The sequence below is a fragment of the Achromobacter spanius genome (assembly GCF_002812705.1).
GTDB lineage: Bacteria > Pseudomonadota > Gammaproteobacteria > Burkholderiales > Burkholderiaceae_B > Achromobacter > Achromobacter spanius.
Genome location: NZ_CP025030.1, coordinates 5,358,353 through 5,384,154 on the forward strand (window position 1 = coordinate 5,358,353; position 25,802 = coordinate 5,384,154).

The 25,802-nt window shown below is 61.1% G+C and carries 33 protein-coding genes and 1 pseudogene; 17 read left to right on the top strand and 17 right to left on the bottom strand.

Annotation, left to right across the window (positions count from 1 at the left end):
- Window positions 1–3 precede the first annotated feature (3 nt).
- The 5 genes from CVS48_RS24155 to CVS48_RS24175 all read left to right on the top strand — a co-directional run bounded on the left by CVS48_RS24155 (window position 4) and on the right by CVS48_RS24175 (window position 4,078).
- Window positions 4–831, top strand: a complete 828-nt coding sequence (locus tag CVS48_RS24155) for an ABC transporter permease (RefSeq protein WP_100856653.1) — start codon at window positions 4–6, stop codon at window positions 829–831.
- Window positions 832–1,653 carry an ABC transporter ATP-binding protein gene (locus tag CVS48_RS24160; RefSeq protein WP_100856654.1) on the top strand — a complete coding sequence of 274 codons (822 nt, stop codon included), beginning with the start codon at window positions 832–834 and terminating at the stop codon, window positions 1,651–1,653.
- 81 nt (window positions 1,654–1,734) lie between these two features.
- Window positions 1,735–1,917, top strand: a complete 183-nt coding sequence (locus tag CVS48_RS24165) for a DUF4089 domain-containing protein (protein WP_100856655.1) — start codon at window positions 1,735–1,737, stop codon at window positions 1,915–1,917.
- Window positions 1,914–3,302 carry an AtzE family amidohydrolase gene (locus tag CVS48_RS24170; RefSeq protein ID WP_100856656.1) on the top strand — a complete coding sequence of 463 codons (1,389 nt, stop codon included), beginning with the start codon at window positions 1,914–1,916 and terminating at the stop codon, window positions 3,300–3,302. The genes CVS48_RS24165 and CVS48_RS24170 overlap by 4 nt, the downstream gene beginning before the upstream one ends.
- A 68-nt stretch (window positions 3,303–3,370) precedes the next feature.
- Window positions 3,371–4,078 carry a GntR family transcriptional regulator gene (locus tag CVS48_RS24175; RefSeq protein WP_100856657.1) on the top strand — a complete coding sequence of 236 codons (708 nt, stop codon included), beginning with the start codon at window positions 3,371–3,373 and terminating at the stop codon, window positions 4,076–4,078.
- Window positions 4,079–4,109: 31 nt separating this feature from the next.
- Here the strand turns inward: CVS48_RS24175 and CVS48_RS24180 are convergent, their stop codons facing one another.
- Window positions 4,110–4,652, bottom strand: coding sequence for an antibiotic biosynthesis monooxygenase (locus CVS48_RS24180; protein ID WP_100856658.1), 543 nt, complete (start codon window positions 4,650–4,652; stop codon window positions 4,110–4,112).
- Window positions 4,653–4,850: 198 nt separating this feature from the next.
- Between CVS48_RS24180 and hpxZ the strand changes: the two genes are divergently transcribed.
- From hpxZ to CVS48_RS29280, 3 genes are all read left to right on the top strand, one after another.
- Window positions 4,851–5,225 carry an oxalurate catabolism protein HpxZ gene (hpxZ, locus tag CVS48_RS24185; RefSeq protein WP_100856659.1) on the top strand — a complete coding sequence of 125 codons (375 nt, stop codon included), beginning with the start codon at window positions 4,851–4,853 and terminating at the stop codon, window positions 5,223–5,225.
- Between the two features lie 108 nt (window positions 5,226–5,333).
- On the top strand, window positions 5,334–5,888 hold the full coding sequence (locus tag CVS48_RS24190) for an NADPH-dependent FMN reductase (RefSeq protein WP_050449268.1): 555 nt from the start codon (window positions 5,334–5,336) through the stop codon (window positions 5,886–5,888).
- Between the two features lie 259 nt (window positions 5,889–6,147).
- Window positions 6,148–6,288 (top strand): hypothetical protein, encoded by a 141-nt coding sequence (locus tag CVS48_RS29280; protein ID WP_157814476.1) that lies wholly within the window; start codon window positions 6,148–6,150, stop codon window positions 6,286–6,288.
- A 592-nt stretch (window positions 6,289–6,880) separates the two neighbouring features.
- On the opposite strand, the gene CVS48_RS24195 is transcribed toward CVS48_RS29280, so the two are convergent.
- Window positions 6,881–7,096 (bottom strand): dodecin, encoded by a 216-nt coding sequence (locus tag CVS48_RS24195; protein ID WP_050449258.1) that lies wholly within the window; start codon window positions 7,094–7,096, stop codon window positions 6,881–6,883.
- Between the two features lie 187 nt (window positions 7,097–7,283).
- Between CVS48_RS24195 and CVS48_RS24200 the strand changes: the two genes are divergently transcribed.
- Complete coding sequence (locus tag CVS48_RS24200; RefSeq protein WP_100856660.1) at window positions 7,284–7,805, top strand: DUF6496 domain-containing protein; 522 nt, start codon at window positions 7,284–7,286, stop codon at window positions 7,803–7,805.
- A gap of 14 nt (window positions 7,806–7,819) precedes the next feature.
- Here the strand turns inward: CVS48_RS24200 and CVS48_RS24205 are convergent, their stop codons facing one another.
- Window positions 7,820–8,722 carry a LysR family transcriptional regulator gene (locus tag CVS48_RS24205; protein WP_100856661.1) on the bottom strand — a complete coding sequence of 301 codons (903 nt, stop codon included), beginning with the start codon at window positions 8,720–8,722 and terminating at the stop codon, window positions 7,820–7,822.
- A 162-nt stretch (window positions 8,723–8,884) separates the two neighbouring features.
- Between CVS48_RS24205 and CVS48_RS24210 the strand changes: the two genes are divergently transcribed.
- A complete protein-coding gene (locus tag CVS48_RS24210) occupies window positions 8,885–9,679 on the top strand; it encodes an SDR family NAD(P)-dependent oxidoreductase (protein WP_100856662.1) in 795 nt (264 codons plus the stop codon).
- Window positions 9,680–9,705: 26 nt separating this feature from the next.
- A complete protein-coding gene (locus tag CVS48_RS24215) occupies window positions 9,706–10,719 on the top strand; it encodes a zinc-binding alcohol dehydrogenase family protein (RefSeq protein ID WP_100856663.1) in 1,014 nt (337 codons plus the stop codon).
- Window positions 10,720–10,739: 20 nt separating this feature from the next.
- Here CVS48_RS24215 and CVS48_RS24220 read toward each other — a convergent pair whose 3' ends face one another.
- The 7 genes and pseudogenes from CVS48_RS24220 to CVS48_RS24250 form a co-directional block, all read right to left on the bottom strand.
- Entirely contained in the window at window positions 10,740–11,096 is a 357-nt protein-coding gene (locus CVS48_RS24220; protein WP_100856664.1) for a hypothetical protein, read from the bottom strand.
- Window positions 11,097–11,204: 108 nt separating this feature from the next.
- Window positions 11,205–12,110 carry an aldose epimerase family protein gene (locus tag CVS48_RS24225; protein WP_100856665.1) on the bottom strand — a complete coding sequence of 302 codons (906 nt, stop codon included), beginning with the start codon at window positions 12,108–12,110 and terminating at the stop codon, window positions 11,205–11,207.
- 136 nt (window positions 12,111–12,246) lie between these two features.
- Window positions 12,247–12,924: a DUF1028 domain-containing protein gene (locus tag CVS48_RS24230; protein WP_100856666.1), complete on the bottom strand. Its 678-nt coding sequence runs from the start codon at window positions 12,922–12,924 to the stop codon at window positions 12,247–12,249.
- A 2-nt stretch (window positions 12,925–12,926) separates the two neighbouring features.
- Window positions 12,927–13,370, bottom strand: coding sequence for a RidA family protein (locus CVS48_RS24235; RefSeq protein ID WP_100856667.1), 444 nt, complete (start codon window positions 13,368–13,370; stop codon window positions 12,927–12,929).
- A 30-nt stretch (window positions 13,371–13,400) separates the two neighbouring features.
- Window positions 13,401–14,694: pseudogene (locus tag CVS48_RS24240) on the bottom strand (flavin-containing monooxygenase).
- Between the two features lie 67 nt (window positions 14,695–14,761).
- Window positions 14,762–16,168, bottom strand: a complete 1,407-nt coding sequence (locus CVS48_RS24245; RefSeq protein WP_157814477.1) for a sodium:solute symporter family protein — start codon at window positions 16,166–16,168, stop codon at window positions 14,762–14,764.
- A gap of 11 nt (window positions 16,169–16,179) precedes the next feature.
- Complete coding sequence (locus CVS48_RS24250) at window positions 16,180–16,398, bottom strand: DUF3311 domain-containing protein (protein WP_100856669.1); 219 nt, start codon at window positions 16,396–16,398, stop codon at window positions 16,180–16,182.
- A 340-nt stretch (window positions 16,399–16,738) separates the two neighbouring features.
- On the opposite strand from CVS48_RS24250, the gene CVS48_RS24255 reads away from it, so the two are divergent.
- Together CVS48_RS24255 and CVS48_RS24260 are read left to right on the top strand one after the other, a co-directional pair.
- On the top strand, window positions 16,739–17,680 hold the full coding sequence (locus CVS48_RS24255) for a LysR family transcriptional regulator (RefSeq protein WP_100856670.1): 942 nt from the start codon (window positions 16,739–16,741) through the stop codon (window positions 17,678–17,680).
- A 221-nt stretch (window positions 17,681–17,901) separates the two neighbouring features.
- Window positions 17,902–18,630 (top strand): phospholipase D-like domain-containing protein, encoded by a 729-nt coding sequence (locus tag CVS48_RS24260; protein WP_100856671.1) that lies wholly within the window; start codon window positions 17,902–17,904, stop codon window positions 18,628–18,630.
- Between the two features lie 247 nt (window positions 18,631–18,877).
- Here the strand turns inward: CVS48_RS24260 and CVS48_RS24265 are convergent, their stop codons facing one another.
- The 3 genes from CVS48_RS24265 to CVS48_RS29285 all read right to left on the bottom strand — a co-directional run bounded on the left by CVS48_RS24265 (window position 18,878) and on the right by CVS48_RS29285 (window position 20,315).
- Window positions 18,878–19,360, bottom strand: coding sequence for a DUF6941 family protein (locus CVS48_RS24265; RefSeq protein ID WP_100856672.1), 483 nt, complete (start codon window positions 19,358–19,360; stop codon window positions 18,878–18,880).
- On the bottom strand, window positions 19,357–19,734 hold the full coding sequence (locus CVS48_RS24270) for a helix-turn-helix domain-containing protein (protein ID WP_157814478.1): 378 nt from the start codon (window positions 19,732–19,734) through the stop codon (window positions 19,357–19,359). The genes CVS48_RS24265 and CVS48_RS24270 overlap by 4 nt, the downstream gene beginning before the upstream one ends.
- Window positions 19,735–19,862: 128 nt before the next feature.
- Window positions 19,863–20,315: a hypothetical protein gene (locus CVS48_RS29285; protein WP_126376291.1), complete on the bottom strand. Its 453-nt coding sequence runs from the start codon at window positions 20,313–20,315 to the stop codon at window positions 19,863–19,865.
- 389 nt (window positions 20,316–20,704) lie between these two features.
- On the opposite strand from CVS48_RS29285, the gene CVS48_RS24280 reads away from it, so the two are divergent.
- The 4 genes from CVS48_RS24280 to CVS48_RS24300 all read left to right on the top strand — a co-directional run bounded on the left by CVS48_RS24280 (window position 20,705) and on the right by CVS48_RS24300 (window position 22,989).
- Complete coding sequence (locus CVS48_RS24280) at window positions 20,705–21,370, top strand: SOS response-associated peptidase (RefSeq protein WP_100856675.1); 666 nt, start codon at window positions 20,705–20,707, stop codon at window positions 21,368–21,370.
- A gap of 54 nt (window positions 21,371–21,424) precedes the next feature.
- A complete protein-coding gene (locus CVS48_RS24285; protein WP_242001176.1) occupies window positions 21,425–21,733 on the top strand; it encodes a hypothetical protein in 309 nt (102 codons plus the stop codon).
- Between the two features lie 103 nt (window positions 21,734–21,836).
- A complete protein-coding gene (locus CVS48_RS29855) occupies window positions 21,837–22,094 on the top strand; it encodes a CrpP-related protein (RefSeq protein WP_100856676.1) in 258 nt (85 codons plus the stop codon).
- Window positions 22,095–22,812: 718 nt separating this feature from the next.
- Window positions 22,813–22,989: a DUF3606 domain-containing protein gene (locus CVS48_RS24300; protein WP_100856678.1), complete on the top strand. Its 177-nt coding sequence runs from the start codon at window positions 22,813–22,815 to the stop codon at window positions 22,987–22,989.
- A 277-nt stretch (window positions 22,990–23,266) separates the two neighbouring features.
- On the opposite strand, the gene CVS48_RS24305 is transcribed toward CVS48_RS24300, so the two are convergent.
- The 4 genes from CVS48_RS24305 to CVS48_RS24320 all read right to left on the bottom strand — a co-directional run bounded on the left by CVS48_RS24305 (window position 23,267) and on the right by CVS48_RS24320 (window position 25,734).
- Window positions 23,267–23,878, bottom strand: coding sequence for a ferritin-like domain-containing protein (locus tag CVS48_RS24305; protein WP_100856679.1), 612 nt, complete (start codon window positions 23,876–23,878; stop codon window positions 23,267–23,269).
- Between the two features lie 665 nt (window positions 23,879–24,543).
- On the bottom strand, window positions 24,544–24,804 hold the full coding sequence (locus CVS48_RS24310; protein ID WP_242001175.1) for a hypothetical protein: 261 nt from the start codon (window positions 24,802–24,804) through the stop codon (window positions 24,544–24,546).
- Window positions 24,794–25,288 (bottom strand): hypothetical protein, encoded by a 495-nt coding sequence (locus tag CVS48_RS24315; RefSeq protein ID WP_100857842.1) that lies wholly within the window; start codon window positions 25,286–25,288, stop codon window positions 24,794–24,796. The genes CVS48_RS24310 and CVS48_RS24315 overlap by 11 nt, the downstream gene beginning before the upstream one ends.
- Window positions 25,289–25,290: 2 nt before the next feature.
- Window positions 25,291–25,734: a hypothetical protein gene (locus CVS48_RS24320; RefSeq protein ID WP_100856681.1), complete on the bottom strand. Its 444-nt coding sequence runs from the start codon at window positions 25,732–25,734 to the stop codon at window positions 25,291–25,293.
- Window positions 25,735–25,802 lie beyond the last annotated feature (68 nt).

Genomic DNA, 25,802 nt, shown 5'->3' on the forward strand with positions numbered 1-25,802 from the left:
TCCATGACAGCAACAACGTCTGCCACGCCCGCCGCCCCTGCTGGCGCGGCTGCTCCCGCCAAGTCGCCGCCCCGCAAGTTCGATGCGTCGCGCTTCCTGCCGCTGATCGGCCCGCTGGCGCTCTTCATCATCTGGGACCTGGTGGTGCGCCTGCAACTGGTCAGCCCCGTGCTGTTGCCTACCCCCAGCGCCACCATCGTGGCCTTGGTGAAGGGCCTGGCGGGCGGCCCGCTGCTGTGGGACTTCCTGTCGTCCCTGAACCGCACACTGCAAGCCTTCGTCATCGCCGGCGTCATCGGCGTGCCGCTGGGCGTGCTCCTGGGCAGCAACGAAAAAGCGTATCGCAGCGTGGAGTTCCTGGTGGACTTCTTCCGCTCCACGCCGTCGTCCGCGCTGATCCCGCTGTTCCTGATGATCTTCGGCGTCACGGACATGAACAAGATCGCCATCGCGGCCTTCGCTGCCGTGCTGGTGATTCTGTTCAACAGCGCCTATGGCGTCATCAACGCACGCAAGCAGCGCGTAATGGCGGCCCGCGTGATGGGTGCATCGCGCTGGCAGATCTTCAAGGACGTGCTGATCTGGGAAAGCCTGCAACCCACGTTCGTCGGCTTGCGCAGCGGCGTGTCGATGGCGCTGGTGATCGTGATCGTGGCCGAAATGTTCATCGGGTCCGACAGCGGCCTGGGCAACCGCATCATCAATTCGCAGCAGGTGCTGAACGTGCGCGAGATGTATGCGGCGATCCTGGCGGCCGGCGCCCTGGGTTATGTGCTGAACATTATTTTTCTTGTGCTGGAAAAGCGCGTGGTCCATTGGAGCGGCCGATAAATGTCTACCGTCATCAATCCCATCATCGCCCCCGCCCCCGCCGCCGCGCCGTTCGAGCCCGGCCCCCTGGGCACGCACATCACCATCCGTGGCCTGACCAAGTATTTCGCGGGCTGGCCGCTGTACGAAGACTTCAACCTGGACATCCCCAAGGGCAAGATCGTCTCGGTGTTCGGCCCCAACGGCTGCGGCAAGTCCACGCTGATCAACATGATCGCGGGCCTGATTCCCATTGATTCGGGCGAGATCCTGTTCGATGGCAAATCGCTGGCGCAAACCAAGATCGGCTACGTGTTCCAGAACTATCGCGAAGCCATGTTCCCGTGGCTGCGCACCATCGACAACATCGCCTACCCGCTGCGCCTGGAAGGCCGCAGCAAGGCCGAAGTGGATGCCCGCGTGGAAGAACTGGTGGCGTCGTTCGACGTCAAGTTCGACCTGAAGCGTTATCCGTACGAACTGTCCGGCGGGCAGCAGCAGACGGCGTCCATCATGCGCGCCCTGGCGCCCGGACCCGAGGTGCTGTTCCTGGACGAACCGTTTTCGGCGCTGGACTTCGAGATGACGCTGTTCATCCGCGAAAAACTGCAAGAGGTGTTCTTGCAAACCGGCACGACGATGCTGCTGGTGTCGCATGATCTGGAAGAAGCCGTGTACCTGGCCGACCAGGTACTGCTCTTGACCAAGCGGCCCACGCGCGTGGCTGAAATTCTGGACTACACCGACGCGCGCCCGCGCACCGTGGAAACCTTGTCCGAACCCAGCTTCATCCAGATGAAGAAACTGAGCCTGGAGATTTTCCAGCGCGAAGTGCGCAGGTAAGTCGGGAACATACGTCCTGCAAGCAAACGTTTTGCAAGCAACACAGGTAAGTCAACACAGCGTCTATCGGGAGCCTCCGCCATGACCCAGGAAACCATCGATCAATACGTGCGCAGCGCCTTGGCGCTGTCGGGCTATGCCTTGCGCGAATCCACCACGGCGGAAGTCGTGCAGCAGTTCGCGCGCATCCACGACATTGCGGCAAGCTTTGTCGACGAGCCGCTGCCCGTGGAGCTGGAATCCGCATCGGTGTTCCGTCCATGAGCGGCCCCGCCACCGACATCGCCCGCCAGATTGCCAGCGGCGAGCGCAGCGCCGTGGCGGTGCTGGACGCCACCTTGGCACGCATCCGCGAACGCGACGCCCGCTACAACTGCTTCACCGCCATCACCGAAGCCCGCGCGCGCCAGGAAGCCGCCGCCATCGACGCGCGCCGCGCCCGGGGCGAAGCGCTGCCGCCGCTGGCCGGCGTGCCCTATGCCGTCAAGAACCTGTTCGACATCACCGACGAAGTCACGTTGGCGGGGGCCCGCGTCAATGCGGCGAATCCCCCTGCCCGCCACGACGCCCGCCTGGTCACGCGCCTGCGCGAGGCCGGCGCGGTGCTGGTCGGCGCCTTGAACATGGACGAACACGCTTACGGCTTCACCACCGAAAACACGCACTACGGCCCCTGCCGCAACCCGCATGACGTCACCCGCGTGGCGGGCGGCTCATCCGGCGGCAGCGCGGCCGCCGTCGCGGGCGGACTCGTGCCGCTGACCTTGGGGTCGGACACCAACGGGTCCATCCGCGTGCCGGCGTCCCTGTGCGGCGTCTTTGGCTTGAAGCCGACCTATGGCCGCCTGCCCCGCACCGGCTCCTTTCCGTTCGTGGGCAGCCTGGATCACCTGGGGCCGTTCGCGGCCAGCGCCAGCGACCTGGCCGCCGCCTACGATGCGCTGCAAGGGCCGGACGCCGACGACGCCGCCTGCGCGCAACACGCCGCCGAACCCGTGCTACCCGCGCTTGCGGCCGGCGCGCGCAAGCTGCGCGTGGCCGTCCTGGGCGGCTACTTCAACGATTGGGCCGGCCCCGCCGCGCGCCGCGCCGTCGAGATCGCCGCGCGCGCCCTGGACGCCACCGCCATCGTCGAACTACCCGGCGCCACGCAAGCCCGCGCCGCCGCCTTCATCATCACGGCGGCCGAAGGTGGCGCCTTGCATCGACGCAAGCTGGTCACCCACTACGACTACTACGAGCCCTATTCCCGCGACCGCCTCGTGGCCGGCAGCCTGGTGCCGGCGGCCTGGGTGCAGCAGGCGCAACGCATCCGCCACCGCGTCTACCGCGAGGCCCTGGCGCTGTTCGACCAGTACGACGTGCTGATCGCGCCCGCCACGCCCGTGTCCGCCACGCCCATCGGCACCGACTGGCTGACGCTGGCGGGCAAGGAACTGCCGGCGCGCGCCAGCATGGGCTTGTTGACGCAGCCCATCTCATGCATCGGCCTGCCCGTGTGTACCGCCCCCACCTGGCCGGAAGCCGAGCAGGACGGCCACCTGCCACTGGGCGTACAACTGATCGGCGCCCCCTGGCGCGAAGCCGATTGCCTGGCCGCCGCCTACGCGCTGGAACAGGCCGGCGCGGCAAGCGTGCGGCCCGTCTGATCGATTAAGCGCCCGCCCTCCGACAACGCCCGATCGCCCCCAAATCCTTTCGCAATCAAGGCCCCGTTATGGAAACTGCTTTCGCTGCCATCGACATGCCGCGCACCCTGGCCGACACGGCCTACGGGGCTTTGAAACGCGACATCCTGGACTTCCGGCTCGCGCCGGGCGACCGCTTCACCGAAACCGAAATCGCGGAACGGCTGCAGGTCAGCCGTACCCCGGTGCGCGAAGCGCTGTTCCGGCTGGAGCGCGAAGGCTATCTGGAAGTGCGGCAGCGCAACGGCTGGCTGGTCAAGCCGCTGGACTTCAACACGCTGGACCACTTCTACGAACTGCGCAGCGTGCTGGAAACCGCTGCCGTCCAGACCTTGTGCGTCCCGCAACAACTGCCTGATCCGCTACGCGCGCTGCAAGCGCTGGCGGACACGTGGCTGGTCAGCCCAAGCGAACGCTCCAACGATGGCGAATGGCTGGCCGACCTGGACGAACGCTTCCATATCGACCTGGTTGCAGCGGCCGGCAACCCGGAAATCTCGCGCGTGCACCGCGCCGCCACCGAGCGCATCCGCATCGTGCGCCGGCTGGACTTCACGCTGCAAGACCGCATCGACAATACCTACGAGGAACATGGCGCGATCTTGCGCGCGGTGCTGGCGCGTGACGGCGCCAGCGCCACGCAACTGCTGCAAGCGCATATCCATGACAGCCAGACCGCGGTGCGCAAGATCACGCTGCACCGCCTGTACTCCACGCGGCATGCCAAGGCGGCATGAATGCACGGCGATGCCGGGGGTGGGGGTTCGATCACCCCGCCCGCAGCCAGCGCTGCAACACACGCGAAATAACCGGGATGCAGATGAACACCATAATGGGCGTCAATATCACACTCGTGATCAGCACGCGCCAGAACACCGGCATCATGTTCAAGTGCTCGCTGACCAGAATCGAAAACACCAGCAGCACCGGAAAGTAAGCCAGCCAGATGCTCACGGCCTGCTTCCAACGCGGCGGCGCGCTGGCCGCCTTGGGCGCGAACCAGCCGTCGGTGCCGCTGACGCGGTGTTCATGGCTCGCGCGCACCAGGTTCGCGCCGCGTTCCAACCACATGCGACGCGGCAACGACTTTTCCCAGCGCAGCAGGCTGGCCGCGTCGTTAAAGCGCAGCACGATCTGGTACTCGTCCCCCCCCTCGGGCGGTTGCAGCACGCCCGACCCCAGGAAACCGGGGAACCCCGCCGCCAAGATTTCGCCCTGGCGCATCCAGGACAGAAAATCGCTATAGCGTTCGGGCGCGATGTGACGGGTGACCAGCATGGTGACCGGGGCGGAAACAGCGGAACTGGACATGACGGAACTCCTGAGCAACGGTGCAGCTTGTTATGCAGTGTTAACCCTAGCAATCCCCGTGCCAGCCTTGCGGCGCAGCATTTCCCTGGTGCGAATGACCGTACGACGCAGCGTCCGGAATTTTGCGCACCGCAGCACACACCATATTGGTGATTACCCCTACACAACGCACCACATCGGTGCATTCGGAGAAAGCTCATGGACATCAACCTGCCCGACGTCGTCGCCGAGGTCACCACCGCCTTCGAGCGCTACGAAACGGCGCTGGTCACGAACGACGTCGAGGAACTGGACGCGCTGTTCTGGAACAGCCCCCACACGCTGCGCTACGGCGCCAGTGAAAACCTCTACGGCTATGACGCCATCCGCGAGTTCCGCGCGGGGCGTTCGCCGCAAGGATTGGCCCGCCGCGTCCTGCGCACCGCCATCACCACCTACGGCAACGACTTCGCCACCACCAACATTGAATTCCAGCGTGAAGGCAGCGACCGCATCGGTCGCCAAAGCCAGACGTGGATGCGCACGCCCGCGGGTTGGCGCGTGGTGTCCGCGCACGTCAGCCTGATGGCATGACGGGTTCCATGACACATCTCGCATCAAGACATCACGCGCTTGATGATTGAGCGCATCGCGCACCAGGTCTACACTGATCTTTCCTTTTTCTCGTCGGAGCATTTGCCCATGAGCACATACAAGATTGCGGTTTTTGTCGGCAGCCTGCGTGCCGCCTCGATCAATTTGCGATTGGCCCGAGCGCTGGAAAAGCTGGTTCCCGCAGACTTCAAGTTCGAGTATGTGAGCCTGGGCGACATCCCCCTGTACAACCAGGACAACGAGAACAATCTGCCCGCCCCCGCCGCCAAGCTCAAGCAGCAAATCGCCGACGCGCAAGGCATTCTTTTCGTATCGCCCGAGCACAACCGCTCGGTGCCCGCCGCCATCAAGAACGCCATCGATTGGGGCTCGCGCCCGTGGGGCCAGAACTCCTGGCCGGGCAAAGCCGTCGGCATCGTGGGCGCATCCCCCAGCGCCGCCGGCACCGCGATGATGCAACAACACCTGCGCAACATCCTGGCCGCCGAAGGCGCCAACGCGCTGACCACGCCAGAAGTCTTCCTGCAATATTCCGACGGCCTGGTCGACGACCAATACACCATCACCAATGAAGGCACGCGCAAGTTCCTGCAAGGCTGGGTCGACCGCTACGTCGACTGGGTCAAGAAGATGAGCACCTGATTTGCAGCGCTGATCGCCGCCGCTGCCGGCAGGGCCAAGCCCGCCGGCACCGATCGCCCGATCTACCTCCGGGCGATCAAGCCCCCCGATACGTCGGGGGGCTTTTTTATGTTGGGCGATGACGCACAAGGCGAGCGATGCGGGGAAGGATGACCAAACCATCCTATTGCCGCCGCATAACTGGCGGGCCTGTGTTTAGGCGTGCCGCTATCACTGGTGCTTGCTACCTGGCACTACCGTACAAATTCAGGAGAGTGATGTGGACATCGGAACACTTGTCGGGCTTGGCCTTCTTGCCGCGCTCATCGCTTCGGGATTCGCTATTGCCAACAACGTCGCCAAGTCGGAACTCAAGAAGCAACGCGAACTGTCCGGTCGTGGTCGGCGGCGGCCTTCCTGAAACTTATCCCCGCCATCTGTGGAGAAGGCTGAGGACAGTCTTGGGGCACAGTCAAAATCTCTTGTCCCGCCAAGCACTTGCGTGTGCTGATCAAACAATGCGCAATCATCCTTTTGGATGAGATTCGGCGGACTTATCCCCGAAAAGGCTGGATGTCCGACCAGCAGTTGCCGACGCGGCGCAGCGCTTGTTGATTTGTCCCAGCATTCTGTGGAAAAGCATGAGGACAGTTTGAGGGCAGGTACAAAAATGCCATTGATATCAAGCACCTGCGGGGGCTGGTCAATAATGGCCCAACGATGCCTCTCTAGGCGCCAAGTTGTCCCCGCCAAATGTGGATAAGGCTGAGGACAGTATGCGGGTAGTCGCTAAAAACGCTTGCAGGGCAAGGACTTGCGCCTGGCGGGCAATAAACGCTCAAGCGCTGCTCCACGCCGGTCTTACCGCGACGGGCGCGGCGCGTTGGGGATAAGCGAACAGGCTTGTCCCCATGGAATGTGGACAAGCCTATGAACAGTCGGATAACAAGCCCAAAAACTTCTTATCCGACAAGCACTTGGAAGTGCTGCTCAAAGAAAGACCAGCTAAAGGATTACTCGTCGCCTTCCAGGCGCATGCCGATCTTCAAACCGACCTGCCAGTGGGCCACCTTGCCGTCCTTGATGTGGCCACGCACTTCGGTGACTTCAAACCAATCCAGGTTGCGCAGCGTTTCGGATGCGCGCTCGATCGCTTTGGCGATGGCGTCATCGGTTGAGGTGGTGGAAGAGCCCACCAGTTCGATTTGCTTGTAGACATGATTCGACATAGCTCGTCTCCGCTAAGGGGGTGAGTCGTGAACTGTCCGGTCTGCACGCGATGTTCCGGCGCTTACGACCGGCAATCCATTCGAACACACAGGATACCGCCGCGGCGCTATCGTGGTGTTACGAGTTCCGTCGCGTGGTCTCGACTGGCGACGGAGCCCGCTCCCGCAACCCAGCAAGGAGATCACCATGCCTGAACGAAAAACCCTGGAGCGTGCCAAGCAAGACAAGCGCGAAGGCAAGTCCGCATCCACGCAGGCCGGAGAATTCGTGCGCGAGGAAATCGAACACGTGCGCGAAGGCAAGCATGGCGTGCGTTCAACCAAACAAGCCATTGCGATCGGGCTGTCCAAGGCGCGCCGCGCCGGCGTGAAGGCCTCGCCTTCGAAGAACGCCAGTCCGTCGACGAAGCGCCACGCCAAGAAGGACTTGGAAGCCGCGCATGACGGACACGCCAAGTCCTCGACGCGCTCGCGCGCAACCACCAAGGCCTTGAAGAAGGAAAGCACCAAGCCCGCATCGCGCTCGGCGCTGTCGCACCACGCCAGCAAGACGGCCAGTCGCCGCACCGCTGCTGACCGCTCGGCGGCAGCGAAGAAGGCGGCGGCCACCAAGGGCGCGGCCGGGCGTTCGGCCGCTGCGAAGAAGGCGGCGCGCACCCGGGCGAAGAACAAGGCCGCGGCGGGATCGCACCACCATGCGACGCATTAGGCTGGCCCGCGGACCTAGCCCGCGTCGAACTGCCTGAAGCGTTCTTGCAGAAACTCCCGCATGCGCTTCACGGCAGGCGACAGCAGCATGCGATGTACGCACAACAGGTACAGCGGCGACGGCTCGGTAACGTAGTCGGGCAAGAGCGCCACCAGGCGTCCGGCGCGCAGATCGGCCAGCACGTCGTAGCGTGACTTGTACGCCACGCCGTGCCCGGCCAGCGCCCAACGGCGCACGAGATCGCCGTCGTCACCGACGCGGTCGCCCTTGACCGGCACCGTCATCGCAGTGCCCTCGTGTTCGAACGCCCAACGGTCGTGTAGCGTCTCGCCCAGCACGAACGACAGGCAGTTGTGCCGACGCAGATCGGCTGGCGTCTGGGGCACGCCATGACGCGCCAGGTACGCGGGCGACGCGCACACGACGCGGCGGTTGTGTTCGGCCAGCGGCAGCGCCACCAGGGCCGAGTCGTTCGGCGTGCCGTAGCGGATGGCGATGTCCACGGGTTGGCGGTACAGGTCCGCCAGGCGGTCGCTGATGCGTACCTGGAAGCTCACGCGGGGATACCGGGTTTGGAAATCATCCAGCCAGGGCAGCAGCACGTGCCGCCCCAGGTCTGAAGGGATGGACACCGACAGCGTGCCGGATATGGCGGTCTTGTCACGCGCCATGGCGTTCTTGCCGGCCTCCAGCGTGGCGATGGCCGAACGGGCGTATTCCAGATAGCGCTCGCCGTCCGTGGTCAGCCGCAGGCTGCGCGTGGACCGTACGAACAGCCGCGCATCCAGCGTCAATTCCAGGCGCTTGAGCGCGGCGCTGGCGACTGCGGGCGTCACATCCAATTCCCGCGCAGCGGCCGAGAAGCTGCCGTGATCAGCCGCCGCCACAAAGATTCGTAGGTCTTCAAACCGCACCATGCCTGGCCTATTTTCAAAAAAATATTGAAACTGAGTGCGATGCTAGCCGGTTTTTCATCGGTGCGGACTGGGTAATGATGGTGGCGTTCTGAATACACGTTCTCGATATCCGTACGCGATACACGTACTCAACCTACGGTCCCAAACCTTCTGGAGTCACACATGAACATCGAACTGAAAGGCAAAAAGGCGCTGGTCACCGGCTCGTCGGGCGGCATCGGCCTGGCCATCGCCATGGGCTTGGCCGAAGCCGGCGCCCAGGTCGTGCTGCACGGCCGCAGCGCGGACAAGCTTGCCCACGCCGCACAGGCCATCACGCAGAAATTCCCGGCCGCCAGCGTCAGCACCGTGCAGGGGGACCTGGCCAAGGCGGACGGCGCGGCATCCATCTGCGCCGCTCACCCCGACGTGGATATCCTGATCAACAACGCCGGCTTCTTCGCACCGAAGTCATTCACGGAAATCACCGACGACGACTGGCAGGACATGATGGACATCAACGTGATGAGCGGCATCCGGCTGTCGCGCTACTACCTGCCGCGCATGCTTGCCGCCAACTGGGGCCGCATTGTTTTCATTTCCAGCGAATCCGGGGTGCAGATTCCCGCCGAGATGATCCACTACGGCGTCAGCAAGACCGCCATGCTGGCCGTGTCGCGCGGCCTGGCCGAGTTGACCGCCGGCACGGGCGTCACCGTCAACGCCGTGCTGCCGGGGCCGACGCGCTCGGAAGGCGTGGCCGACTTCTTCGCCGAAATGGCCAAGGAACAAGGCGTGTCGCAAGACGAGATGGAACGCAACTTCATCGCCCAGCACCGCCCCACGTCGCTGCTGCGCCGCCTGGCCACCGTGGACGAAGTGGCCAACATGGTCGTCTACACCTGCTCCACGCAGGCCAGCGCCACCAACGGCGCCGCGCTGCGCGTGGACGGCGGCGTGGTCCGCTCCATTCTTTGATTCCCCCCAATACAACGAGCCCATCCATGAAAGCCATCGCCTATTTCAAGAACCTGCCGGCCGACCATGCCGACGCGCTGCAAGACATCACCATCGACGAACCCGTACCGGGTGACCACGACCTGCTGGTCGACGTACACGCCATCTCGGTGAACCCGGTGGACGTAAAGATCCGCGCCAACCGCGCGCCCAAGGACGGCAAGCCGGAGATCATCGGCTGGGACGCGGCGGGCATCGTGCGCGCCGTAGGCGCCAAGACCAGCCTGTTCCAACCCGGTGACCGCGTCTGGTATGCCGGCGCGCTGAACCGGCCCGGCGCCAACAGCGAACGGCATGTGGTGGACGAGCGCATCGTCGGCCATATGCCCAAGAGCCTGGACTTTGCCCAGGCCGCGGCGTTGCCGCTGACGACCATCACCGCCTGGGAACTGTTGTTTGACCGCTTGCGCGTGCTGGACAACGCCGCCCCCAGCCAGGGCACCCTGCTGGTTGTCGGCGCGGCGGGCGGCGTGGGATCGATTCTGGTGCAGTTGGCGCGCCAACTGACCGGCCTGACGGTGATCGGCACCGCCTCGCGTCCGGAAACCCAAGCCTGGGTGCGCGAGCTGGGCGCCCACCACGTCATCGACCACAGCAAGCCGCTGACCGAAGAACTCAAGCGCATCGGCGTGCCGCAAGTGGGCTACATCGCCGGCCTGACGCACACCGACAAGCACTTTGCGCAACTGGCCGAGGCCATCGCGCCGCAAGGCAAGATCGCGCTGATCGATGACCCGGCCGCCATTGACGTGCGGCTGCTCAAGGGCAAGTCAGCATCCCTGCATTGGGAATTCATGTTCGCGCGTCCCATGCACCAGACGCCGGACATGATTGCCCAGCACGAATTGCTTAACCAGGCCGCGCGCCTGATCGACAACGGCACGCTGCGCACCACGCTGGGTGAACACTACGGCAAGATCAACGCCGACAACCTGCGCCGCGCGCATGCCTTCATCGAAAGCGGCAAAGCGCAGGGCAAGGTGGTGCTGGAAGGTTTCTGAGCCAGGCCCGAAGGACGGGTTCAGGCCTGCCCTTCCCGCTTGGCGCGGGCATGCGGGTCGTTGATCTCGGCTTCCAATTCAGCGATCAGCCAATCGAACCAGCCCTTCTCGGTACGCGCATACACCACGGCGGCCGGCGTCTTGCCGTCGCGCCAGCCGGGTTGATGCGTGTCCATCCACGATGCCAGGCTCTTGTGCGGCGCCAGCAGGCCCGCCAACCAGGTCCACAGATAGTCCGGCACGTTGCGGCGAAAGCCTTTTGCGCTGGCGTACAGCGTGGGCTCAAGCGGCAGGCTGCCCGAACGGGCCAGCTTCGCCTGCACCCGGCGCAACGTTTCGGCCGCGGCCTGCAATTGTTCGGTGCTGAGCTTTTTCACGTAGGGACTCCTGGTTTGGGGTGCGGGGATTATCGCCGGAGGAACCGGCGCTTTCAAAGTGCCGCGTTCGGGGATCCGCGTCCGACGTTCGGCCTGCGCGTTCCACCTTCAGCATTGCCCCCGGGGCGCCGTCAATGCCATCAAGGCCGTAGCCGCAAAGCGGACGCCGGGTTCCAGCACCTGCATCCCGGTGCGCGACTCGCCCGCCGCCGCCAGGTTGAAGGCATCCGCCACATTGGTGACCGGTTCCACGCACAGAAAATCCGACCCGGGCGCGGTGTAGATGACGACATGCGCAAACGCCGGGTCCGCGTGCAGCGCCAGTTCGTGGCCATCGGCCCAGTGCAGCGTGGCGCGCCCCGCCCATTGCGACAGATAGGTGTCGCAACCCTCGGCCGACCGGCGCACTTCGCGCACATGCTTGACCCGGCTGCCGGTGGGCAATCCGTCCGCATCGGCCGGCCACAGGCGCCGCGCATTCAGCGCAACGCGCTCGGCGGTGAAGTACGGATGAATACCCAGGCCGCAGGGCATGGGCGAGTCGCCCTGGTTGATCAGGCTAAGCGACAGGCTCAAGCCGCGCGCGTCCAGCCGATAGCGCTGCACGCACTCGAACGGCCAGGGCCAACCCAGCACACCCGCCGGCTGGTTCAGTACGAGGTCGATACTGTCCGGCGTGTGATTGCGCACCTGCCAGGGCTGGAACAGGCCCGCCCCATGAATGGCTTGCGGCCGGCCCGGCACCGATTCCAGCACGTGGCGCGCGCCATTGAACGTGAACACGCCGTCGCGAATACGGTTGGAATACGGTGCCAGCGGATAGGACCCCGCGCGCGGCCACTTGCCGGCCGGCCACTCGGTGGCGGTCAGCGGCACCATCCAGTCATGCGCCCCCGTGGACAGGCGGGTCAACCGCCCCCCGCCCCCGGGCGCGAATTCAGCCTGGTGCGCCCCGCTGGAAATCGTCACGCGCTCAAGGGCGTTGACGGGGTCGGGAAAAGGAAAATCCGACATCTGCTGCTCCCACGGCCGTTACGGGGCCGCGTCGTGCGATTGTGCCGGTAAAGCAAGGCCTTTGCATGGTTGCCCTGCCCGCTCGTCCGACGCAATCAACGCCCGACAAACCCGGCTGGGCGTTGACCTGCCAGGGTCACTCATCGCCCGGCACCCCGTACCGAGGCGCAGCCGCGGGGTTCCGCGCACGAGTCAGATAGTCCTGCATCTGCGGCCGATACGCTCGCCAAAGCGCATCCAGTTTCTGGATGGGCGCCTCGTCTGCCCAATCGACGCGCAAGTCCACCATGGGCCAGCTTTCGTCGCCCACGATTTTCAAGGCCGCCGAATGCAATGACCCGGCTTCTCCGCCCTCGGCCAAGGCGGCATGCATGGCCGCCATCAGGCGATCCGCCAGGGCGCCACCGTGATGCTCGAACGTCCGCGTCATCACCTCGATCACCGCCACGCTGGCCAGCAGATTGCCCGCCGCCACGCACTGCCGGCCCGTTACCCCGTGGTGGATTCCCAGCGCCTTGTTGCCGTGAAACAGTGCCGTGCGTCCTTGCGCATCCACGACGCTGACTTGCCGATAATCACTCCAATCATCGGTAGCCATGGCCTGGGCCAACGCCTCCCGGGCGCCCGCCTGCTGCGTCTGCAGCAGGTCCAGCACGCGGTGCCCCAGGGCAGGCAGCGTGACGTTCTGCGTGGACACGGCCCCCACGCCCGCGCGCGCCCAGGGGCAACGCGCCCCCACGGCAATACTGGAGGAACTGATCGCGATCCCCATCTGACCCGTTTGCTCGCAACGACCAACAATTGAAAATGTCATGCCTAGTCTCCTGCCCGGCCCGCACCGGGATTCCAGTCATCGGGAATCACCGCCGTAACATCGATTTCCATCAACCATTGCGGCTGCGCCAATGCCACGACCACCAGTCCGGTAGAAACGGGATAGACCCCTTTCAACCACCTGCCCACCACGCGGTAAACCGGCTCCCGATACCGCGGGTCGACAAGATACGTCGTGGTTTTAACAATGTGGGAAAGATCGCTGCCGGCCTCCTCCAGCAGTTGCCGCACGTTCTTCATGGCCTGTTCGGCCTGCGCGGCCGGATCGCCCAAGCCCACCAGATTACCGTCGAAATCGGTACCAACCTGGCCGCGCAAGTACACGGTATTGCCCGCTCGCACGGCTTGGCTCAGATCGTTATCCAGCGACTGGTTGGGGTACGTTTCCCTTGTGTTGAACATACGAATGCGCGTGTGTGTCGTCATCGCATCACTTCCTAAAGGTGTCGCGCAACGCTATTGGGACAACGCCGTGGCGTTGGGCTGAACCGCAGCGCCTTCGTCCACGCGATAAGCACGGTAAGCCTGCTGCGTGGCGATGTGACCCGCCACATGTTTGGCATCGTGCCAAACGCCCCAGATAAAGGACGAACCGCGGCGTGACAGCCAGGGCAAACCCAGGAAATAAACGCCCCGCTCGCTGGACACCCCGCGTTGATGCCTGGGCTTGCCCGTATCATCAAAAGCATCCACGTCCAGCCAGCGGTAGTCGACGGTGTAGCCCGTCGCCCAGATAATGGTGCTTACCCCCGCTTTGATCAGGTCCAATTCCAGCAGGGGGGTGAGTCATGCACGGCGGATCCGCCCGCATGTGGCGGGATTCCGGCTCTTCCGGTAGATCAATGCCATTACGGGTGACGTACGCATCCGCCGCATCCAGCAAGGACAGCAACGATTGATCGCCAGCGTGAATGCTCTGGGACAGATCCGGCTGAAAAGACGCCACCACGCCATCGAAGGACTCGGTTCGACCGACCAGTTTCATTCCCCGCGCGGCCAATTCACGGAAGTCAATGGTGTGGCCGCCGTGGGCGCCACTGACCGCAATGGTGACGTGTTCTTTACCTGGCTTGGCCACTTCCGCGTCCCACAGCCCCAGCACGCCCAGCCACCAGCAGAAGTCGCGATTCCGATAGCGACGGGGAGGACGCGCGTGGGGACCCACTGACAGGTAGACATCGCGGCCAGCATCCAGCAGTTCTTCCGCAATCTGCACGCCGGACGAACCGGCGCCAACGACCAAGACTCCGCCTTCGGGCAATTGCCGCGGATTCTTGTAGGCCGCTGAGTGAATTTGCCTCAAACGGTCATCGTCCGGCGCAATGGCCGGAATCACGGGAAGCTGGAAGGGGCCGGTCGCCACTATCAGGTTCTGCGCTTCAAACTCCCCCGCAGAGGTGATCACCGTAAAACCGGGCCGGCCTTGATTGCGCATGGCTTTCGTGACCTCGACGCCAGTACGTACAGGTGCGCCGATATGTTTTGCATAGGCGGCGAGATAATCCGCAATCTGGTCTTTCGAGACAAACGAATCTTGATTGGCATCCGAGAAGGCCAAGCCAGGAAACCGATCATGCCAGGCTGGGCCGTTGGCAACGAGCGAGTCCCAGCGGTCAGATCGCCAACGCTCGGCAACCCGGGCTCGCTCCAGCACAAGATGCTCAATACCCAGACGACTCAAATGCTCGCTGGCCGCAATGCCCGCCTGCCCGCCGCCGATTATCAACGTGTCAATGGTCTCGATAGTCATTTTCCAATTCCCTTTTTTGCACCGGTATCCCTGGCCTCTTCGGGCACGGGTTTGGTTCCGCCGCCCCTCAAGCAGCCTTGGCACGCAGCTCACGCTTTCCCGTTTGCTGGGTGAATGCACTCACCATGAACACGGTCGCCGCATTCATCACCAATGCAATCAACCCCGAGTTGATCGAATACAGATTGAATCCAGTGAAATACATCGCGAAAACCGCGCCCACGCCCACCAGCAGACCACTTAGAACGCCCACCGCCGTCGCACGACTGAAAAACAGCACCGCCAGCAAACCTGGCAGCATCTGGCCAAACCCCGCGTAGGCTGTATTCATCAGATCCAGCATCAGCGTCGGCAAGACCACCGTGAGAATCATCGAGATAATCAAGTACGCCAGGATCACGATTTGCGACACGCGCTTTTGCGAGGCCTCCGGCACATTTCCAACAATATTTCGCGTAAAGATTCCCCCCACGGACAAGGAAATCACAGCAATCAGGATCAGGCCCGATAAGGCCGCGCCCGCCGCCACGAACCCGACCGCCCAGTCAGGAAGCAAATCAATGGCAGTGGCAATAAACGCATGATTGGGGCTGCGCAGGTCAGGGATCCTGATCATGGCGTAGTAAGCGGACGCGACGAGAAATGGAAACATCAGCATGTACAAAGGCATCATCCGTTTGGCTCGTTTGATGGCACCTTCCGATTTGCTGGTAAATAGAATCGTGATCATGAAAGGCAGGCAGTAGAACGCCAGGGACTGGAAGACAATGGTCGACATCGAAAACACCACTTCATCCTGATTGGCGAACGCGATGGACGCGCCCTGATCACGTGCCGAGGTAAACAGTGCTTCCACGCCCCCTTGATCGTGGAACGCCGCCCACCCCACGCAGACAATGGCGCCGAACAGCAGAATGTCTTTCAGTACGGCAATCCTTGCGGGAGCCTTGACGCCAGAAATAGAGATGTAGACGAATGCAATGCTGCCGGCGATGATCACCGCCAAAAGCGGGTCCAGCGCATAGCCCAGCGCATTCAACGCCACGATCAATCCCTGAAACTGCATTTGCGCCCAAGGCACAAGAAACATCAGATAGCACAGGGCGACCACCCATTCCAACAGGCGGCTGGAGAAATGGCTTTTGAACAGATCCGGCGCGGTCATGGCGTCGTATCGCTTTCCTGCACGCCAGATCCTGGGAGCCAAAAAATAGCCCACCGGATAAATAAGGAGCAAAAAGGCCATGAACCAGATTCCGTAATTGACACCTTTGGCATAAATACTGCCCGGCAGACCAATCACGGTGGCCACGCTATAGACTTCGCCGACAGCCAGAAAGAAAAGGATGATCACCCCAAAAGATCGCCCCCCAACGAAAAAATCGGCAACATCCCCTGTTTTCGCGTGTCGATTGGCGCCTAGCGCCAACCACAGTGAAATGGCGATGATAGATATGAAGATCAATACGGCCACGAGTGCTCCCCTCACTTTTCCGCGGCATCTTCCGGGAAGTGTTTTTTATCAAGTTGCCAAGAAATCGACAGGCAGACTGGCGTCAGCAGGAACCAGATGAAAATCCAGAAATACAGCGCCGGAAAACCCAATATGAATGTCTCGCTGAACCGAAAATAATAAATTCCCGACATGACGCTGACATAGGGAACAACCAAACCCACCAACAGGCTCAACAGGCTTTTGAACACGGCTCCCTCTTCGTGAAATTACACAAACAACTAAAGCCTAGCGTGCCAAGGCCTGATTGATTAACAACTAAAAATATGGGCTACCCATAGTCAAAATATCGTCACGAGCCCCACGCCCCGCCCATTCGGCCCGTCCGGCCAGTAACAATAAATATCAAGGCCTGCCTTTAGGGAAAACCCCTGACACCCTAACCGCCAAACCAGGCTTGGCTAAGCGGCTTCCCCCACCATTTACAGGGACCTCACATGACTGGCACACCCGTTGGTCAGTGACGAGCAACCGTAAACTGTTGGCCGCCTACATAAAAAAATAAAACGTACATCCAATGGGGACTCGCGCATGGCTTTCTACACACTTCGGCAACTGAAATATTTCGTGGCCACCGCGCAAGAGGGAAGCTTGGCGGGCGCATCCCGTCAGCTCCATATCGCTCAGCCGTCCGTCTCGAATGCGATAAAAAGCCTGGAAGATAACTTTGGGGTGCAGTTATTCATACGCCATCACGCCCAGGGGGTATCGCTCACGCCCAGCGGCGAGCGCTTCTATATGAAGGCCGATCGGTTATTACGCTTGTCTCACGAGTTTGAACAAAACGCGTTGGCTGATAATGACTTCGCGATGGGAAAAATTGATATCGGCTGCTTTGAAACCGTGGCCCCGCTGTATTTGCCCATGTTGCTGGCTGAGTTTCGCGAGCGGCATCCGGGGCTGGATCTGCGCCTGCGCGATGGCGATCAACGCGATCTGGTTCAGGGCCTGACGGCAGGGAATTTTGACTTGGCCTTTCTCTACGACCACGATCTGGACGACACCCTCGAGACAGAACCCCTTATGTCGCCACGCAAGCCTTATGTTCTGCTGCCTGAAAACCATCGCCTTGCCCGGCATGACAGCATTTCAATGTTCGATCTTTGCGAAGAGCCAATGATCCTGCTTGATATCCTGCCCAGCCGTACGTATTTCGTCAGGTTGTTTCACGAGCTGGGGCTGACACCCAATATCGTGTTCGGCTCGCCGTCCATCGAAATGGTGCGCGGCATGGTCGGCCAAGGCTTTGGATTCTCGTTGTTGGTGACTCGACCCATCAGCGACCGCACGTATGACGGCAAGCGCATCGTCTGCAAAGACATCAAGGAAGCGGTCGCGCCTTCGGGCCTGGTGTGCGCCAAACTCAGGCACACGCAATTGACCAAGCCGGCTCAACTCTTTCTGGATTTTTGCCGCGACCGTCTTACTCGACTTGACGATGCCAGACACCTCGCGCCATTGGCTCCCGCCTGAGCGGGCTGGCCGGGCAGATAGACGGCTTCAGAGTCAAAACCATCCTGCCCGCCACCGCACGCGCGCGCCCGCCCCGATACAATCACGGGCATGAATTCAGCAACACAACCCACCGCCGCCGAGGCCCACGCAGGCCACACCCCCATGATGCATAGGCAACTTCCATAGGAAGCATCAGGCGGCATATAGGAAAGTTACGCTAAAAACTACGCAGGGATCGTATGGAATTGAATGAACACGAAGCGTCAGTTCTTCACTCTCAGCTTGCTCGTTTATTGGAACAAGCACCCGCCGACTTGACACAGGAAGGTGCTCCATTATGGATGGGCCGAGTGCATGCGATCCTCGTCCGCGCCGGCGCTAGATCCGACGCGATGTCCTTTTCCGTTAAGTCGAGCAACACAATCACGCTACCGGGATATCGGGAGAACCAGCGCGACGAACTCATCATCATCGCTTACCGCACGCTGGCAGCGCTGGAGCAGCGAATGCCATCGCAATCGGCAGGCACCTTCATAAATCCCGGGAGTGTTTTCGACGCCTACTCGGCGATATCTAAAGTGCTTAGCTCTGCGACCGTCGATATTCTCGTTGTCGATCCATACTTGGACGAGGTAATTCTGACGGAGTACGGGTCGAGCGTTCGCCCAGGGGTGATGATTAGACTCATGACTGATCCGACGAACTATCGGAAAAGCCTGCTACCGGTGCTCGCGCGATGGGCGGCCCAATACGGGGATGAGCGACCGATCGAGCTCCGACTATCTGAGCCCCGACGCCTGCATGATCGCGCAATTTTCGTTGATTCCACGCATGCATGGACGCTGACTCAATCGATCAAAGATTTCGCAAAAAGGTCGCCAGGCCACATCTCGCGCGCGGACGCTATCGCGCGGGAGAAACAAGAAGCGTACGAGGCCCTTTGGACGGAAAGTACCCCACCGGCCTGATGGCGTAATCTCGCACACGGAGGCCTCCGTGTGTAGCCAATCCCAGGCGCTGAGAGACACCGCGTTGCTGTAGATCAGAGTCACACTAGAAGCGCCTACACCTGACCTAGCGCAACCGGAGGACCACCTTCCCATCCATCCCCGAGAGGGGTGAGAAGATCGGCCATTCTGAAGAGATTGAGCCGCCCTGCAATTGGCAAAGCGGACTGATTGAATAGGTCTGGACCCCATTGAAGTCGACGAAAAACTACGTCACTGACTCTTCCACAGCGCCGGCATCCGATGAGCAAAGCACACGCAACGGCCGGGTTCCCATTTCCCCTTCTTCAGTTTCAGCACGACAGCGGATCGTACATGGCCCCTCGAAGGAAAGAGGTCCAAGAATAACGAAAAAACTGGCATCTACACCTTGGTTGGATGTAGCTGGATCATACGCCGCCGACTCGGCCTTCAATTTGAGGAAATGCTCCTCGCTGACGGCCTGCTCAAAAATCTGTTCATCATCCTTGTAGAGCTTATAGATAAGCTTCTCAAAAGGGCGATCGGTGGTTGTAACTACCGTCATACTGACTGCCAGCTTAGCAACACTTGCTGGAAAACTAGGAAAAATCATTCGGCCTTGGTACATGCCGACGATAGTGATCTTGCCATCGACCTCTTGTCTAAAGTCGTCGGCAAACATTGCAGAGAGGCTGCGACTGATTGGCAACGCTACCGGTAGCCCGCTCATGCGCAATGCCTTACCAGCTGCGGTTCTTCTTTCGCTTGGGCCAACTCTTCCAACCGGTTCAAATGCTGCTGATAGCGAGCTTCAGATATCTCTATGGCACGATCAAGCACATTCATGTCGCAACTGAGAACAGCGCACATACGTCGCATCGTCTCACGCTGCAAATTGACTCGCTGCCCACTTTCAATGAGCGACACATTTGCCTGCTTCTGACCAATAGCCTCAGCAAACTGCGCTTGCGTTAAGCCTCGGCCCATGCGGAGAGACACCATTGAATGATCACCCTCATCAGACAACGCCAGAGGAGCCAATTGTTGTCGCGCCGCGACTAACTTTGCGCCAAATTTCTTATTTTTCGCGCTCAGTCGCTCCAACAGTCTATCCAGGCCATCGGGCCGCGACTGTACACCCTGAGCAGCAGCAGGAGCCTTAGCGCTCTGAATTACAACGGGCGTAACTCCAACTGATGCAGCGGGGGAACCACTCGGAGTAAGGATAATAGTCATCTTCTTGGATTCTCGTAACGACGCCTGAGTTCGGCAAGAGTTTGAGGCAGATAAGCCTCTCTCTTGTGGAATACGCCTAACACTTCGCACACATGCGGCCCGTGGCGCGTCGGCCTAGGGGCAAAAAAAGTACGATACTGATCCCCTGGATGCTGATGCAGCTCACGCAGCCTCCGGATCGCATCGACATGGAATCGGTCATTCGCACAATCTTTCAGAGCCTGAATGATCTTGATGTTGACCTCGACACGATTTCCGTCCAAATCACGTGTCTGAATAACTTCATAGTGACCACACAGCCTGGCTCCAATAGCGGGATCGTCGCGCATCAGCGCAATGATTCCGAAGATCTGGGCTGCCGCATCCTGTTCAACCTCATCGGTAGAGTCTGCCAACGCTTCGAGCTCATCTTCGGCGAGCGGATGAAAGTTCACTGTCAGAGAGCTCAATATACCTCCAAAAGTATATACCTAGCAAGGTATCTTAGTGTGCCCCATCGGCCGAGCTCGCCTCTAGGCTCAATTCCCACTCCTCCAAGGCAATTGTAGCCACATTCTGCGCGAAAAGTTACATATGGTATGTCATAGATAGCGCCACCTCCGGCCGACACCGCCAGTCGACGAGCACGTTCGCACTGGATAAAGTTCCAGTCATGAACGACCGCTACCACCCGATCCGCCCGAATACTGCGCAGTGCTTTCTGAAGTAGAAAGCCCGCAGCTGGAGTCGGTCAGGATGGGCTTTCTGACCAAGATCGAATTGCAGCAACTGGCTCGCCAGCAGTGCCAGCCCATCGCCCACGACTGACCATATACTGGAATCCTCCCTGGAGGGTTCCATGTGCAGCCATTACCAGACCCTGAAAGACGCCGAGTTGCTGCTCAAGAAATTCGGCGTGCGCGAGAAGCCGGCCGCGATCGGCAAGTACGATATGTGGCCGCGCTACCAAGGCGTGTTCGTGCGGCGACCGGTCGAGCATGACGCGGGTGACGAAGCGGTGCCTGAGCGGGAAGCCGTCGTTGGCCGCTGGGGTCTCATCAGCGCCATGACGAAGCCCGACGGGCTGGACAAAACCGGCAAGCTATCCACCTTCAACGCTCGCAGCGAGACCGCCGCCAAGTCCTTCACCTTCGGCAACGCATGGCGTCGCGCGCAGCACTGCATCATCCCCGCCGATGCCATCTTCGAACCTGATTGGAGGTCGGGAGCAGCCGTAGCTACGCGCTTCACACGAGCCGATGGCGCACCGCTCGGCATCGCGGGGTTGTGGGACCGCTGGCGAGACGCTGCCGGCCAGGCTCAGGAAAGCTACACCATGCTGACCATCAACGCGGACGATGACCCGCTCTTCCGTGACTACCACCAGGTCGGCCTGGAAAAGCGCATGGTCGTCATCCTGCCGGACGGCGCCTACGGCGACTGGCTGACCGCGCCAGCCGATGCGACCCGGGACTTCCTGGTCCCCTTCCCCTTTGACAAGCTCGTCGCCACGCCGGTGAAGTGACCCCGTTTTTGCTGCAATATACTGTTTGTTTATACAGTATTTAGGCAGCAAACAATGCTCTGTACCGTCACCCGCACCCATTGCCTGGGCGAAAAGCGGTCCGACCGCGATCCCGGCCCGACGATCACCGGCACCGTCCGCATGTATTCGGTCATGCGTGATGACTTGAAGCGGTACGTGCGCGTAATGACCATGGACAGCCTCGCCACGTTCGGCGCCACAAAGAAAAGTCCCATTCCCGACCTGCTCCAGCCGGAACTGCTAACGTTCGCGTCCGACCGAGGCATGATGGTCTGCGGTTTTGAGGAGATCGATGGCAAGCGCTACTACCAAGGCTGGTGGATGCAGTGGATCGGCGAATGATCCGCGCGACACATCCACCTTAGTACTGCAACACTATTGCGAGCGTCATTCCAACTGGGCAATACTAGCCTCTCCAATCACCATTCTTTTGGAGGAAATGGCAATGCAACGCGATGACATCCAGAAGCTCGGCGCGCAAGCCGCCCGAGAGGGTCTTAGCCTGTTGGATTGTCCTTATTTACGCACTTCGGAGATGCCAGGCCACTGCGGTGGCTCGATTGCCGAGTGGCGAGAAAAAGTGGAGGCATGGGAAGCCGGTTGGCGCAAAGAGGTGCGGAGCCGCCCGTCTGCCGTCAGGAGCCGGGCTCACCGCTTAGTCACCCAACACCGAAGTCCGCCGATAGTCCTCGGCGCGAGCTAACGTTCGATAAAACGAAGCCCCGACGGCCACCAACCTATCGCATTCGTCCGGGCTCAATTTCGGGCTGACTTCGACGACACAGTTTGCGAACTCTGTCAGTACATCAGCCCAGTCGTCAAAATTGCGACCTGGGGAAGTTTGAACGATCATCTTTGCAAGTAGTTCGTCTCGTAGCATTGGTCATACCTCTCAATTTCCGCACTGAGCGCGTGTGCAGCAATTTCAATGCCTACAGCGGGCCCCTGCCCGACTGGCGCCCCAGCGATGGGGCGCTTTTTCTTGCCAAAGCCTGACGCCAGCTTGGCCCTCCACCTCATAGCGGATATGCCGAGCTGTTAGGGCAGTGCTAACAATGAAGTACCACGGGAGAACGCGCCGGCCGCTGGCCATTAAAATCCATCCCGATGCGGACGCGCGAGCTTAGAAGGGGACATTTATGGCGTCCGGCTCACGCTTGTCCGATGTCATCGTCAAGCTGCCCGATCGGTCAACCTGTAGGGTAGAAAGGCGCCTAGTTATAAAGCGCAGCCCTGATTGCGCGCCGGTCCACCAGTACGTTTGCACCCTCCCATCAGGCGAGACTGTCATGTGGCTTGGCGATGGCAAATACCGACTGCCGAATGGCTGCATCGCCGTGGCAGTGGCCCACAAGCGGCCCGTAGATTGATACGCAGGAACACTGCTTGCTGCTCCGCCCGTTCTTACAAGGAGGATTCGCATGTCAGACGATCTTACGAACCGAGGCCCCCAGGACCGTGCCCGGATCAACGTGAACGAAGACCACGAGCTGCGCTACTGGACCAAAGAACTGGGCGTGAGCGAAGAGCGATTGAAGGAAGCAGTGAAAGCGGTCGGCGTCTCCGTCGAGTCAGTAAGAGAGCACCTTAGGAAATAGCTACGGCGTGCCACGCACGCTTTCGTAGGCCCTCTCACACGTCAGTCCAGCGATGCGGGCGCGGCCTACATTCTTACCAGCTTTTCTGCTCAGTTACTAATGCGACCGAGGAGCTCAAAGTGCTTACGTTGCATCTCCTCCGGTAGCGAGGCAACAACGCCGCCCGCGCCATTAGGCCGCACACGACCCTGGGCATAAAACCAAACTCGCAAAAAAAGCCCCTTCCGAAACGGATGGGGCTTGGCCAGCCTCTAGGCAAAACAGCAAGAAAACAGCGCTACAGCATTTTGTCCCGGTCTTGCTCGGCTCTTGATGCACCAATTGCGGTCTCCACTTTCCTGACTTCTTCCGGAGGCGGTAGCACAGCGGGAAACCCAAGAGCCTCAATCCATAACTCTCGTGTCCACCCCATCGTATGGTAGAGATGGTGGTCCTCATCCTTCTCCACCGCTTCATGGGCCTTTTTTAGAATCTTCGCTTCCTTGCCTTTAAGCTTCTCCGCGACGAGGCCAATGAGCTCCCAGTTTTGATGATCTTTCGTCTCCGCCAAGACCACACATTCAGCGGCTGCGACCTGAGCCGCATCAGGGTCACCCTGTGACTTTGCCAACGAAATGGCCGCAACCAACGAATCACCGTGATGCTTGACCACTTCGCGGCTCGGTACCGGCTTATCAGGGTCAAGGCCCAGTTCTTCAAAGACGGTAAGCAATACCTGTCGATGAGTCGTGGTTTCGTCGAGATAGCTTTGCCACTCTTTCGCCAAGTCTTCATTCGTCGCACAGGTTAGAGCGGCCGTGTAGACATTGATCCCCCCGATCTCGGTCTCCAACGCTTGATACAGCAAATCATGAATTCGAACCATGTCACCGGTTTTGTTGGTAGCCATAGGGCTCCTCCTGAGGTTATGGGGGGTGGGCAATGTTGGCGCCACCCTCGCAGGTTTAATTACGGAGTCGGTTGATTTGAGGCCGGCGTGCCCACGGGCTCCTCCGGATCTAGTTCGTCCGACTCGCCCGGCTCATCGTCAGTAGTCGGCGACGACTCGTCGATCTCGTCGTCAGGAAGGCCTGATTTCTTGGGTTCGTAGGTTTCCGGGTGGGCAGGCGTAGTTGGAAGGGGTGTCGTCATTTGCTTCACCTTATTCGGCCACATAGCCGAAAACAGAGCTTCGCAAGTAATGATCCCAAAAATCCGCGCTCGACGAATCTCAGCGCATTCCAAAGCTGCCCCGCCCCCTGCCCAGAAAGCGCGTACCGCGCTCGCGACGGGATCTTAGGCGCCTACGGCACGGGTGGCGCGAGTGGCCCCCCCCGACCACCGGCTCGAGCGAAAGCGGCATCATCGAGGTGCCCAAGGCGACTGCCGAGCATCACAGGCCGAAGCCACCCAAGATCTCTTGACGCAATTCTGATTGAAAATCTCCAACCTTAAGGCCGGCAAAGCTTGTGCCAGATTTCGTTCCCTTCCAGCACCTGGCGACGCACCGGCGCCGGCGTCGAATCAACCTGTGCGGCAGAATCGAAATAGATCGGCCGTGCATGGTCACAATACTCAACGGCCACCCTGCCCGGGGCCGCGCACCCAGCCAGACTTGAGCCGATCAGAAACAGCATCGTCGTCCATACGGGCCACTTCATCTTCCACATTGCGTACATCCTGGCGAGCGTTCTTCGCCTGTTCATTGATCTGCTCGTTGCGCTCCTGCCGCTCGACCTGCCGACCAGTGGCTCGGCCCCGGTAGAACACGCTGACCAGCGCGCCCATGAAGAGACCGGCAAACAGCAGCCAGCCCTTCACACGTTCAAACCACATTTGCATTCCTGTCCTCCACTGCCGCGAGAGCCTGGGCATACAGCGCTGGCCAGGTTTCCGGATGCGGCTTGCCCGGGCGCCAAGTGCGGAGATAAAGCGACCATGCGCCGTCGGCGTCACCAAGCGAAGGCAGGCGCTGGGGGTCGGTCCACAACAGCAGGCGCGCGAATGCTGCCGCCAGAATGTCGTCGTGCGCCAGCGAGTTGTACACGTCCGTCGCGGTAGGCTCGACGTCCCGAATGGCGCACACTGCGCGCGCATCGGCCCAACTCGACGCATGCGCCAGCACACCGCGCACGCCGCCCCCGCGCTCGAATTGCCAAAACCCCACGGCCGGCCCTTTGATCTGCCGGCGATGCACAAAGCGACTTTCCTGCAAGCCAATGGCAAGAAGCATCACGCGCGCTTCGCGGGTGTCTCGGTTTGCCGGTAGCAGCCCGAGCGCAGGCGCGATCGCGGTATCGATAACGATCTTCAGATCCACAATCACCCCTCCCCACCAGGCCGCACGCCCAAGATCTTCGCGCGGACCTCGGCCACCCATTCAAGCAGCCCTTTCTGGCGCATGCTTGCCATCCATCGCATGTACGCCCCCAACACCCACCACGCAGGAAGCCCCGCCAGCAGCATGCTCGGCCCCAGCACGTAGAACTTCGCCAGAAGTGCGTCATCGCTGCCTGCGCCGTGTTGCGCCAGCCAGGTCATGGCCTCCATCAGCCCCGGCTTCCAGGCGATGACTGCGCCGGCGAGCGCTGGCCCAAACAAGAACGAGCAAGAAACGGTCGACACCGTGCGGACGGTGAATTCGCGTGCGGACCGCGGCGGCATGATCAGCAAGCCCAACATGGCTGCCACCGCCGCCGGCACGCCATACGCCATCGCGACCTTCAAAGCCGCGAGGCCTCCCAGCCCCGTAGAACCTGGTTCCATAGTTGCACTGCTCCTGTAGACGGTGCGCATGATTGCCTCCCGTTTGGACGAAAAAAAGCCCGCTGAAG